Origin of the sequence: Streptomyces montanisoli (assembly GCF_017813245.1) — a bacterium.
Classification (GTDB): domain Bacteria; phylum Actinomycetota; class Actinomycetes; order Streptomycetales; family Streptomycetaceae; genus Streptomyces; species Streptomyces montanisoli.
Window position 1 is genome coordinate 21807 of the sequence record NZ_JAGIQL010000067.1, and the last position, 12144, is coordinate 33950.

The following is a 12144-nucleotide window of genomic DNA, read 5'->3' on the forward strand; positions in this document are numbered from 1 at the left end:
GCGCGATATGCCCGCCTCATACGCGCCCTATGTCCGTCACGCCCCGGCTGCCACGTTCGTGTGGTGACCGGACGCCGGTTTCGTACCGATTCGCGACGGCGTGGCCACGGGGTCCGTTGCGAAACCGGTACCGGACCCCGTGGCATCCGCACCGGGCCCCGGGGCCGTCCGTGCGACGAGGCGGTGTGCCGCGCGCAGCCCCTCCGCCGTGGCGCGCACCGCGTTGAGCCCCGCCGTGCCCGTCACACCGCCGGCCGCCTCGAACACCACACCGGCCCGCCGCAGCGCCGCCCGGGCGTCGCGCTCCGGTTCCTGCCCTGCCGCGAGCACCACGTGGTCGGCGGCCACCAGGCGCCGCTCGCCCTCCGCGTCCCTGACCACCACGCCCTCGCGGGTGATCTCCTCGTACGCCACACCCACCAGGGTCCTGACGCCCGCCGCGCGCAGCTGAGACAGGGCGACCCAGCGCGTGCTGGGCCCGATGCCCGCGCCGACCCTGCCGCCGCGCCGCATCAGTGTGACCTCGCGCGCCGGCGCGGCGGGCCGCACGGGCGCGGCGGAGCCTCCCGTGACCGCGTGCGAGGCGAGGAACTCGGCGGGCGTGGGCTCCTGCCCGTTGCCCGCGGTCAGCAGGTGCGCCAGGTCGACGGCGATGCCACCGCCGCCGATCACGGCGACCCTCGGCCCGAGCGTGTGCGGTGCGGCGAACGCCTGGGCGTAGTCGATGACATTCGGCAGCGCGGATCCCGGCAGTGCCGGCCGCACCGGCAGCACACCGCTGGCGAGCACCACGCCGTCGAACGTGCGCAGCAGCGCGGTGTCCTGCGGGCCGATGCGGTGGCCCAGGTGCAACGGGGCGCCGCGCTCGGCGAGTTCGGCGACGTGGTGGCGGACGGTCCGGGCGAAGTCCGCCTTGCCGGGCACCTGGCCCGCCATCCGGAACTGGCCGCCGGGCTCGCACGCCGCCTCGAACACCTCGACGTCGTGACCGAGGTCGAGCAGCGTACGGGCGGCCTGGAGCCCGGCGATCCCGGCGCCGACGACGGCGTACCTCCGTCGCCCGCCACCGGCGGCGCCCCGGCCGAACTCCGCCTCGTACCCCGCGCGGGGGTTGACCAGGCAGGAGACACGCTCGGTGCCGAACGACCTGTCGATGCACGCCTCGTTGCAGGCGATGCAGAGGTCGACGGCGTCCGTCCTGCCCTCCCGCGACTTCGTGACGATCGCCGGGTCCGCGAGGAACGGGCGAGCCATCGCCACGAAGTCCACACCGCCGGCCGCGAGCACCTCCTCGGCGTGCGCCAGGCGGTTGAAGCGGTTGGACGCGATCACCGGCAGGTCGCCGCGGCCCGCCGCCACCAGCGCGCGCTTGACGTCCTTCGCGAACACCGCCCAGGTGCCGGGCGGCACCTGGGCCTGCACCGTCGGCACCGGCGACTCGTGCCAGCCGACGCCGACCGCGAGCGCGTCCGCGCCCGCCTCGGCGAGCGCCACCGCGAGCGCGGCGGTGTCATCGGCCGGCGTGCCGCCCTCCACCAGGTCGGCGCCGGACATCCGGAACAGCACGGGGAAGCCGGGCACGGCCGCGCGCACGGCCCGCATCACCTCGACGGGGAAGCGCCGACGCCGCTGCGCGTCCCCGCCCCACTCGTCCTCGCGCAGGTTGGTCAGCGGGGCGGTGAACTGGTTGATCAGGTAGCCCTCCGAGCCCATCACCTCGACCGCGTCGAAGCCCAGCTCGCTGGCCGCCTCGGCGCCCCGCGCGAAGTCCGCGACCGTCCGCGCGATGTCGCCGGCGGTCATCTCCCTCGGCGTCGTGCGGGAGAACCTGCTGTACACGGCGGACGGCGCGAACGGCGCCCCGCCGTCGGTGCCCGCCACGCCGGGCAGCGCGTACCGCCCGGCGTGGAAGAGCTGCAGGGCGATCGTGCCGCCCGCCGCGTGCACCGCGGAAGCGGCGCTACGCAGCGCGGCCCGGTGGGAGGTGTCGCCCACCACGCCGTAACCCGGGCCGCCGGCACCGGCGGGCGAGACCGCCGTGCCCCCGGTGACGATCAGCGCGGCGCCACCGCCGGCACGCTCCGCGTAGAACGCGGCGAGCGCCTCGCCGCCGTCCTCCAGGGCCTCCAGGTTGAGGTGCATGGCACCCATGACGATGCGGTGCGGCAGCCGCAGCGCCCCGATGGCACCGGGCCGGAAGACATGGTCGAACACGTGCGATCCCTCTCCGAACGGACAGCTACTGCGCCGGTGTCATGCTTCCCGCGTGGGACGCGGCGGAAGCTGGAGCTCGGGGCCCGCGTCGGCGAAGAACGGCGGGGCGACGACGCTGAGACCGCCGTCGACGACCAGCGTCTGGCCCGTGATGTAGCCGGAACCCTCGCCCAGCAGGAAGTTGATGGTGTCCGCCACCTCCTGCACCGTGCCGGGCCGGTTCGCCGGGATGCGGTCGAGCACGCCCCGCATGTCCGGCATGCCCTTGACGTTGTAGAAGTACTCCAGCGAGTCCGAGTCGATCAGGCCGCCGTTGACCGCGTTCACGTTGATGCCGTACGGCGCGAACTCCACCGCCATGTACCGCACCCACGCCTCGATGGCGGCCTTCATCGCGCCGAGCGTCGCGTACGTCGGGTACGCGCGGATCGAGCCGTACGAGGACATCGCGACGATCCTGCCGCCCTTGTCCATCAGCTTCACGGCCTCCTGCGCACCCAGCACGAAGGGGCGCAGGTTCATCGCGTACGACCGGTCGAGGTGGTGCGGGCCGACGTTCACGATGTTCTTGAACGCGCTGGCCGCGGCGTTGGAGACGAAGTTGTCCAGACGCCCGCAGCGCCGCGCCACCTCGTCGAACAGCGCCTGCACGCCCTCGGTGGTCTCGACGTCAGCCCGCACCGCGAAGCCGTGTCCTCCGGCCTCCTCGATGTCGGCGACCGTCTTCTCCGCCAGGTCGGCGTTCTTCTTGTAGTTGACGGCGATCGTGCTGCCCTCGCGTGCCAGGGTGAGGGCCAGGGCACGGCCGATGCCGCGCGAGGCCCCCGTGATCAGCGAGACCCGCTCGCTCTTCCTGGCGTCCTGCGTGCCGCTCATCGGCCGGCCTCCTCGTTCCGCTCACCGGCCGCCTTCGCGCGCTGCAGCAGCTCGCGGAAGACGACCGCCTTCTGCACCTCGTTGGTGCCTTCCTCGAAGCGCTGGGCCCGGGCGTCCCGGTACACGCGCTCGATCTTCTGCGACTTCCAGTAGCCGAGGCCGCCGTGCACCTGGAGCGCCTTGTCGGTGACGTTCGTCAGCATCGTGACGGCGTGCATCTTCGCCATCGACGACTGCATCGACGCGTCGTCCGCGCCCTGCTCGAAGCGGCGTGCCGCGTGCAGCACGAGCTGCTTGGCCGCCTCGATGTCGGCCTGGTTCTCGGCCAGCATGAACTGGATGGCCTGCCGCTGTGTGAGCGATTTGCCGAACGTGACACGGCCCGACGCGTACTCGACGGCGAGCTGCTGCGCGCGCTCGGCCAGCCCGACGCAGCTCATCGCGACGGAGATGCGCGAAGGCGTCAGGAAGCCGCCGAGGAATACCTCGAGGCCCTCGCCCTCGGTGCCCAGCCTGTGGTCCACCGGGACGGGGGTGCGGTCGAACGTGAGCGACGCGTGGTCGGTGCCCGTGACGCCCATCGTGTTCGACGTGTCCTCGACGGTGACGCCCGCCGCCTCGCGCGGCACCAGCAGCGCGACCGTGCCCTCGTGGCCCGAGCTGCCCTCGACGCGCGCGGCCAGCAGGTAGTAGTCGCAGCGCACGCCGAACGTGATCAGGTGCTTGCGGCCCGAGAGGTAGTACGTGTCGCCCTCGCGCACCACCGACGTGGTGATGTCGGCCCCCGTGCCGTTGCCCGGCTCGGTCAGCGTGAACGCGATCTTGATCTCGCCGGTGATCGACGGGATCACGAACCGCTTGCGCTGGTCCTCGCTCGCGTGGCCGTCCATGGAGCGCCAGATGCCGTTGACCACGTGCACGATCATCCGCACGGAGCCGTGCGAGCGGGAGAAGACCTCCATCAGCTCCATCCAGCGCGCGAAGCCGAGGCCCTGCCCGCCGTACTCCTGCGGCGCGGCCACCCGCAGGAAGCCGAGCTCGTTCAGCTCGGCCCACAGCTCCTCCGGGACCTCCCCGGTCTCCTCGATGCGCTCGGCCCAGCGCTCGCCGGGCCCCTGGACCCACTGCTCCACCTGGGCCTTGAGCTGGTGGAAGCGCTCGTCGTCGGTCATCTGCAGATTCTGCCTTCCGTCTTTCCCTGTGTGGTGCCCCGCCGTACCTCGGCCGGGCACACGACCCGTCCTCGGCCGGGCACCTGACCCATCTCACGCATGAGCGGCCCGGGGACAAGCCCCGGGCACACTCGCGCCGTCAGAGGGCATTGTCTACAGCTCGCCGTGCGGGCGCAGACCGCGGGCCCTGTCCCTGAGCGCGAACTTCTGGACCTTGCCGATGGGGTTGCGCGGCAGCACGTCGATCCGCTCCAGCCGCTCGGGCCAGTACTGCTTGGCCACCTGGTGCTCGTCCAGGTAGCGCTTCATCTCGTCGAACTCCAGCGCCGCGCCGTCCTTCAGGACGACGAACGCGCAGGCGCGCTCGCCGAGCCGCTCGTCGGGCATGGCCACGATCGCCACGTCCTCGACGGCGGGGTGGCCGAAGAGCAGCTGCTCCACCTCGGCGACGGGGATCTTCTCCCCGCCGCGGTTGACGACGTCCTTCACGCGCCCGGTGATCCGCAGGAACCCGGAGGCGTCGATGGTCGCCAGGTCGCCCGTGCGGTACCAGCCGTCCTCGGTGAACACCTCGGCGGTCAGGTCCGGGCGGTCCAGGTAGCCGTCGAAGACGGTGGGGGAGTGCAGCTCGAAGTTGCCCTCCTCACCGGGCGGCAGGACCAGGCCGTGGTCGTCGGTGATGCGCAACTCGATGCCGTCGAGCGCGCGGCCGTCGGAGCCCCACCGCTGGCCCGGCTCGTCGGCCGGCGCGGACAGCGCGCCGAGGCACGTCTCCGTGGTGCCGAACGCGCCGCACACGTCGGCGCCGAGCAGCCGTCCCGCGCGCTCGGCGAGGCCGCGCGGCACCTGGGCGCCGGTCGCCACGAAGATGCGCAGGTTGCGCGGCGTCTCGCCGCTCTCCTCGACGGCCTTGACCAGGTCGGAGAGGAACGGCGTGGCCGCCTGGACGAACGTCGCGCCGTGCTGGTTGAGCGACTGCAGCGCGCGCTTGGCGTCCCAGTCGGACTGCACGATCCCCGGCACGCCGAGCACCATCGCCAGCACCATGCCGTACAGGAAGCCGGTCTGGTGCGCGAGCGGCGAGGGCACCCACACCGCGTCCCTCGCGCCGAGGCCGAGGTGCTTGACCTCCATGGCGGCGGCGCGCACCAGGTTGCCCGTGGGCTGCGTGACGCCCTTCGGCTCGCCCGTCGTGCCGGACGTGAACAGCAGCTGCGCCGTCATGTCGGGCGTGGGCACGATCCGGTCGAGCGCCGCGTGGTCCACGGAGGTCTCGTCGAGCGCGGCGGCGAAGTCCCGCACGGACAGGCCCGTGGCGCCCGCCTCGGGCAGTCGCGCGGCGCCGCCGGTGGTGGACAGCACCAGCAGGTGCTCGAGGCCGGCGCGGTCCTCGTCGCAGAGGCCGAGCACCTCGTCGGCGGGCCGCCGCGAGCGGTACTCGTCGGCTGCCACCAGGACGCGCGCCTTGGAGCGGCGCAGCACGAACGCGACCTCGCGCTCACGGAAGAACGGGATGATCGGGCAGCACACCGCGCCGATCCGCAGGGCCGCCAGCGACAGCACCACGAACTCGATCCGGTTCGGCAGCTGGTAGGCGACGTTCTCGCCCGGGCGCACGCCGAGTTCGAGCAGCAGCGCCGCGGCGCGGTCCACGCGCTCCGACAGCTCGCTCCAGGTGACGACCTCGTCGTGGTCGGCCCGCACGTCCACCACGGCGGTGTCGTTGGGCCGCGAGGCGGCGCGCCGCCGCAGCCACTCCGGCAGCGTGACGGAGGCCGCCAGGTCGGGCCTGGTGACCTCGCGCTCCAGGCGGCGCGGCCTCGCCCTGCCGACCGCGCCCGCACCCTCCTCGACCGACATCGGCACGCCGAGCGTGTTCATCGCGTCGAGGAACGTCGGGTACGAGATGCGGTAGGCGTTCGGGTAGGTCAGCGTGGACTGGCCGCGCGCCCGCGAGGACGCCACCGCGAGGGACATCAGGACCCGGTGGTCGTTGAACGACGAGAGCCTGGCGCCCACGAGGCCGCCGACGCCGCGCACCCGCAGGGTGTCACTCGTCAACTCCAGGTCGCCGCCCATGGAGTTGAGCTGAAGCATGGCCGCGGCGCGGTCCGACTCCTTGAGGCGGGTGTGCGCGATGTTGCGGAACACCGACTCGCCGTACGCGAACGTGCCGAGCGTGGAGAGGATCGGCAGCATGTCGGGCACGTCGCGGCAGTCGATGTCGACGCCCTTGAGCATCGGGCGGTCCTGCTGGATGCGCAGACCGCCCGCCGCCTCGTCGATCTCCATCGGCACGCCCATGGCGCGCGCGATGTCGAGGAAGTGGAACTCGGGGTGGTCGGCCGGGCCGCCGTCCAGCGAGGTGATGCCGCGCAGCAGCACGTCGGAGGGGTGCAGCGCCGCGGCGGCCACACCGAACGCGGCCGAGCCGATGTCCGGAGGAAGCGTCAGCTCGACGGGGTGCGCCTCCTGTCCTGGCTCGATGTCGAAGCGGCGCCAGTCGTCGGAGACCGTGACCTCGAGGCCGAACTGCCGCATCATCGCGACCGTCAGCTCCAGGTAGGTCCGCTCGTTCAGCTCGCCCTCCACCTCGATGGTGGTGTGGCCGGTGGCGAACGGCGCCAGCAGGATCAGGCCGGAGATCCACTGCGAGAGCGTGCCCGCGATGCGCACGTGGCCGCCGGTGGGCCTGCGCCCCGTGACCTGGATCGGCGGGCAGTCGTCGGCCGACTCGACCTGGACGCCCATCTGTTCGAGCGCGCGCAGCAGCGGGCCCACCGGCCTGCGCCTGAAGTACTTCTGCCCGGTCACCGCCACGTCGCGGTCGGACAGCGACGCGAGCCCGATCATGAAGTACAGCGTGGTGCCTGAGCTGCCTGCGGACACGGAGGAACGGCGCGGCTTGTAGCGGCCGCCGAGTCCGTGCACGACGAACGTGTCACCGTCGCGTGTGATCCGCACGCCGAGGCCCCGCAGGAGCTGCACGGTGTACTCGACGTGCCGGGCGTCCGACAGCCCGTGGACGCGGCTCTCGCCGTCGGCGAGTGACGCGAGGATCAGCGCGCGGTGCGCGTGGTACTTGGAGTTGGGGACGAGGACATCACCGGTGAGCTGGTGCTGGATCCCTTTGACGAGAAGGTGCATGGGGGCTTGCTACTCCCTGGCCAGGCGGGCGCACCGGGCCACGGACGCCGGGTCGGGGCGGCGGCGGCGTGCCGGCGCGAAGGCGCCAGGGCACGACGGGCACGGCCCCGGCCGCTGGGGCCGTGGCTCGGTGATGGAACCGTCCTTGAGACGGCGGTGATTACGTTGTGGAAGCTGGTGCCTGCAGGCGTGCGGCATCGCCGGTCGGACCGGGGTGCGGTCCTCACCGGGGACGACGGCCGGCCTGCGGGCGGATACGCGGGCACGGGCAAGACCGTATCGCGAAGTGGCGTGAGCGCCGGGAGAGCGCCCACGGGGGTCAGTCACTCCGCGCGGATCGCGGCATCCGATGACGCGTGGAACAGATCGGACGGCTGTCATGGCGCGGGGCCCGAGCGGTGGGGCCCTCCGGTCGTGGCAGGAGCCGAGGTGCGCTCGTGCGGCCCGAGTCGGGGCGCACGGGGAGGAGCGTCCGGATGACGAGCCCGCGCTGAGCCACGCCGCGAAGGCGGTGGTCCTGCTGGAAGTGCTCGGTCATATGAGCTTTATATCAATGCCCGGTACACGCATGCAGCTGACCCCGTTCGAGTGAGACGGGCTCCGGGCGGTGACCGTTCCCCCTTACCGCGCACACCTCGGTGGTGTGGCGGACGCCACGCTCGCCGGCGGCGCCGTCTCAGCCACCGGACGGCCGGACGGGGTCACGCGGGGCCGCCCGCGCCCATCACCGTTCAAGGAAAGCCGCCTTACGAAGTCGGTGCCCCGATGCGCCGGGTGAGGCCCCGCGCCTACGCGTCGTGCCGCGTGTCGAACACGCGCTCACGCGCGGCCTCGGCCGCCCGCGCGACCGCCCCGAGCAGCACCGCGTCGTCCCCGAGCGCCGAGGTCACCACGCGCGGGCGCAGCGGGGTCAGTTCGCGCAGGCACGTGCGCAGCGGCGCGAGCAGCAGGTCGCCGTTGCGCCCCACCCCGCCGCCCAGCACGACGAGTTCGGGGTCGAGGACCGCGGCGAGCGCGGCCACCGCGTGCGCGAGCCGTGCCGCCTCGCACTCCACCGCGCCCAGCGCCGTCGCGTCCCCGGCACGCGCCGCCGCGAACACGTCCTTCGCCGTCCGCGTGGTCGCCTCCGGCATGCCCATCGACCGGGCGAGCGCCACCACCGCGTCCGCGGACACCGCGTCCTCCATCGGGCCGCCGCGCGCCGAGAAGCCGACCGGCGCGGGGGCGCCGGTGGCAGGGCCAGGACCCGCCGCCTGCGGCAGCGGGAACATCGGCAGGTAGCCGATCTCGCCCGCGGCGCCGTGGCCGCCGCGGAAGAGCCTGCCGTCCGCGACGACACCCGCGCCGAGCCCCGTGCCCACCCACAGGTACGCGAAGAGCCGTGAACCCTGGCCCGCGCCGAGCGCGTACTCGCCGAGCGCCGCGAGGTTGGCGTCGTTCAGCACGTCGAGCCCGGTGCCGAGTTCCGCGTGCAGCCGGTCGAACAGGCCGCTGCGCCCCCACCCCGGCAGGTTGACGGCGTAGCGCACGCGGTGCGTGCCCGGGTCGGTGACGCCGGGGCTGCCGACCACCGTGTGCACCACCTGCGACCAGTCGAGCCCGGCCTCCGCGGCCACCGCGCGCGCGAGCCGCGCCGCGTCGCGCACCATCGCGCCCGCCGTCCTCGCGGTGTTCGGGGTGTCCCTGCGGCCGACGACGGTGCCGTCCAGGTCGGCCGCGGCGGCGCGCAGCCACTCGCGCCCCACGTCGACGCCGATCACGTACCCCGCGGCGGGGTCGGCCGCGTACAGCACCGCCGCCCTGCCGCGCCCCTGCCCCTTGCTGACCTCGCCCGTGCGGCGCACGAGACCGGCCCGCTCAAGCCCGGCAAGCGCCGTGGAGACGGTCGGCTTGGACAGGCCGGTGGTACGGGCCAGTTCCGCGCGGGAGGTGGAGCCCGCGGCGCGCAGCGCGTCGAGCAGCACCCGCTCGCTGTCAGGAATCGTTCCTCCCCGGCCGTTGACGTCCTTTTGTTAAGGATCCTAACTTGGTCCCGCCGCCTTTTGAAGGCCCGGCCCCACAGGCCGGCAGGCAGGCGGATCAGCAGCCCACGACAACAGCGCGCACCGACAGACACAGGAGGTGGGCCGGATGACGGACACCGACCCGAAGGGCACGGAACCCGAGATCGGGTTCGTGCGCCGGATCGGCCAGTTCCAGGCCAGTGCCATCAACATGAGCCAGATGGTCGGCGTCGGGCCGTTCATCACGATCCCGGCGATGGTCCTCGCCTTCGGCGGCCCGCAGGCGGTCATCGGCTGGGTCGCCGGCGCGATCCTCGCCTTCGTCGACGGCCTGATCTGGGCCGAGCTCGGCGCGTCCATGCCGGGTGCCGGCGGCTCGTACATCTACCTGCGGGAGGCGTTCCAGTACCGCACGGGCCGGCTGATGCCGTTCCTGTTCACCTGGACCGCCATGCTGTTCATCCCGCTCATCATGTCCACCGGTGTGGCCGGGTTCGTGCAGTACCTGACCTTCCTCTGGCCCTCCATGTCGTCAGGGCAGGGCGACCTGGTCGGACTCGCGATGTGCCTCGCGGTGGTCGCGCTCCTGTGGCGGCGCATCGAATCGATCGGCCGCCTCACGACGGTGCTGTGGGCGATCATGATCATCAGTGTGGCGTGCGTGATCATCGCGTCCTTCACCCACTTCGACGCGTCGGACGCCTTCACCTACCCCGCGCACGCCTTCGACTTCGGCTCGACCAAGTTCTGGCTGGGCTTCGCGAGCGGCCTCACCATCGGCATCTACGACTACCTCGGCTACAACACGACCTCCTACATGGGCGCGGAGATCAAGAACCCGGGCAGGGTGCTGCCGCGCTCCATCATCTACGCGATCTTCGGCATCATGTGCATCTACCTGCTGATGCAGATCGGCACGCTCGGCGTCGTGAACTGGCACGACATGATCGACCCGAACAACCCGGCCTCCCGGTCGGTCGCCGCGGTCGTCCTGCAGAAGGCGTGGGGCAGGACCACGGCCGACGTCATCACCGTGCTGATCCTGATCACCGCGTTCACGTCCGTCTTCACGGGCCTGCTCGGGGGCTCACGCGTGCCCTACGACGCGGCGCGCGACAAGGTCTTCTTCAAGCAGTTCGGCAGGCTTCACCCCAAGCACCGCTTCCCCGTGCTCGGCCTGGTGGCGATGGGCGTCATCACCGCGGCCGCCTTCCTGGTCAGCAGGCACCTCGGCAACTCGCAGACGCACCCGCCGCTCACCGTGCTGATCACGTTCCTCACCACCACGATGGTCATCGTCCAGTCGTTCGCGCAGATCGCCGCCGTGACCGTGCTGCGCAGGCGGCAGCCGCGCCTGCGGCGCCCCTACCGCATGTGGCTCTACCCGCTGCCGAGCATCGTGGCGCTGATCGGCTGGCTGACGGTGTACGTGTTCGCGGACAAGAACAACCCGGGCCTGCACCCCATCGAGGGGTCGATCGCCTGGGTCGTGGCCGGCGGAATCGCGTTCCTCGTGTGGGCGAAGGTGGAACGCACCTGGCCGTTCGGACCCAAGGAGATCCACGAGGACTTCCTGAACGCGCCCGTTGACGACGGCGAGCCCGCCGCGGGCGGTGGGCAGGGACGCACGTGACGCGGGAGAGCCCGGGGCGCGCCGCGAGCGCCGGGCTCGTGGTCGGCGTGGACAGCGGCGGCACGAAGATCGCCGCCGCCACCGCCGACGCGCACGGCCGCCTCCTGCGCACGGTGCGCCTGGCGTGATCCACGACGACCACATCGCGTTCGCGCCGAACATCCCCGGCTGGGAGGACCTCGCGCTGCCGTCCCTGGTCGCCGAGCGGTTCGCGGCGCCGCGGGTCGCGGTCGGCAACGACGTGAAGGCGGCCGGACTCGCAGAGGCGACGTGGGGCGCCCTGCGCGGCGCCGATCCCGGCGTGTACCTCGACCTCGGCACGGGCATCGCGCTCGCCGTGGTGGCGGACGGCCGGGTATGGGCGGGCGCGCATGGCGCGGCGGGGGAGATCGGCTACCTGCTGCGCGACCGCGCCGACCGCGCGGGCGTCGCCTCGGGGCGCGCGCCGCTGGAGGAGCACGCCTCGGGCAGCGGCCTGGCCCGCACGGCGGCGGCCGCCCTGGGCGGTACCCGGACGGCGGCCGAACTCCTCGCCTCGGCCGACGAGCGGGTCGCCGCCGTCGTGGACGAGGCGCTGGACACGCTCGCGGTGCACGTCGCGAACGTGGCGACGACGCTCGACCCGGCCAGGATCGCCGTGGGCGGCGGCATGACGGCCGCGTTCGCCCGCATACGCCCCGCCCTGACGCGCCGTCTGGCGGAGGCCGTCCCCTACCCGCCGGCCCTGGTGCGCGCACGGTACGCGGAGGACGCGGCGCTGAGGGGCGCCGTCGCGCCGGCACTCGCCTGACCGACGGCGCGCGGCCGTTCGAGGCCGTCCCGCCACCTTCCGGTGCGTGCTCCTGTCACGCGCGGCTCCGCGGCGTAGTGTTGCGGCCCGGCGAGAGGCCGAGGCCCGGGCCGATCGTGCACGACGGTGCCTCAACGCCCCTCCCGCACAACGCCGTTGCGACGAGAGGTCTCCGCATGCACGCACGCCGGCCAAGACGGCCGCTCACCGCCGCCCTCACCTGCGGCGCGCTCGCCGCGGGCTGCCTCGCACTGGCGCCCATGGCGACCGCGGCCGCGCCCCCCGCCACCTCCGCTGCCACCGCCACCG

Annotated in this window: 8 protein-coding genes; 3 read left to right on the top strand and 5 right to left on the bottom strand. The window is 73.0% G+C overall.

Features of this window, described 5'->3' with window-relative positions:
• Positions 1-36 precede the first annotated feature (36 nt).
• From JFN87_RS34365 to JFN87_RS17550, 5 genes are all read right to left on the bottom strand, one after another.
• Positions 37-2214, bottom strand: coding sequence for an oxidoreductase (locus JFN87_RS34365; protein WP_209341028.1), 2178 nt, complete (start codon positions 2212-2214; stop codon positions 37-39).
• A 39-nt stretch (positions 2215-2253) separates the two neighbouring features.
• The gene (chcA, locus tag JFN87_RS17535) at positions 2254-3090 is read right to left on the bottom strand and encodes a 1-cyclohexenylcarbonyl-CoA reductase (RefSeq protein ID WP_209341029.1); all 837 of its coding nucleotides are present in this window, start codon (positions 3088-3090) and stop codon (positions 2254-2256) included.
• A complete protein-coding gene (locus JFN87_RS17540; RefSeq protein ID WP_209341030.1) occupies positions 3087-4262 on the bottom strand; it encodes an acyl-CoA dehydrogenase family protein in 1176 nt (391 codons plus the stop codon). The genes chcA and JFN87_RS17540 overlap by 4 nt, the downstream gene beginning before the upstream one ends.
• 153 nt (positions 4263-4415) lie before the next feature.
• On the bottom strand, positions 4416-7409 hold the full coding sequence (gene aroA, locus JFN87_RS17545; RefSeq protein ID WP_209341031.1) for a 3-phosphoshikimate 1-carboxyvinyltransferase: 2994 nt from the start codon (positions 7407-7409) through the stop codon (positions 4416-4418).
• 788 nt (positions 7410-8197) lie between these two features.
• A complete protein-coding gene (locus JFN87_RS17550) occupies positions 8198-9391 on the bottom strand; it encodes an ROK family transcriptional regulator (protein WP_209341038.1) in 1194 nt (397 codons plus the stop codon).
• Between the two features lie 148 nt (positions 9392-9539).
• Between JFN87_RS17550 and JFN87_RS17555 the strand changes: the two genes are divergently transcribed.
• The 3 genes from JFN87_RS17555 to JFN87_RS17560 are packed head-to-tail and all read left to right on the top strand — an operon-like array spanning position 9540 to position 11835.
• Positions 9540-11045 carry an APC family permease gene (locus tag JFN87_RS17555; protein ID WP_209341032.1) on the top strand — a complete coding sequence of 502 codons (1506 nt, stop codon included), beginning with the start codon at positions 9540-9542 and terminating at the stop codon, positions 11043-11045.
• Positions 11042-11173, top strand: coding sequence for a hypothetical protein (locus tag JFN87_RS34370; protein ID WP_307865495.1), 132 nt, complete (start codon positions 11042-11044; stop codon positions 11171-11173). Before JFN87_RS17555 ends, JFN87_RS34370 begins: the two co-directional genes overlap by 4 nt.
• The gene (locus JFN87_RS17560; protein WP_209341033.1) at positions 11170-11835 is read left to right on the top strand and encodes an ROK family protein; all 666 of its coding nucleotides are present in this window, start codon (positions 11170-11172) and stop codon (positions 11833-11835) included. Before JFN87_RS34370 ends, JFN87_RS17560 begins: the two co-directional genes overlap by 4 nt.
• Positions 11836-12144: the final 309 nt, after the last annotated feature.

Bases quoted from the DNA above. Each gene is read 5' to 3' on its own strand.
- chcA (WP_209341029.1), bottom strand. From the start codon at position 3,090: ATGAGCGGCACGCAGGACGCCAGGAAGAGCGAGCGGGTCTCGCTGATC.
- JFN87_RS17540 (WP_209341030.1), bottom strand. From the start codon at position 4,262: ATGACCGACGACGAGCGCTTCCACCAGCTCAAGGCCCAGGTGGAGCAG.
- aroA (WP_209341031.1), bottom strand. From the start codon at position 7,409: ATGCACCTTCTCGTCAAAGGGATCCAGCACCAGCTCACCGGTGATGTC.
- JFN87_RS17555 (WP_209341032.1), top strand. From the start codon at position 9,540: ATGACGGACACCGACCCGAAGGGCACGGAACCCGAGATCGGGTTCGTG.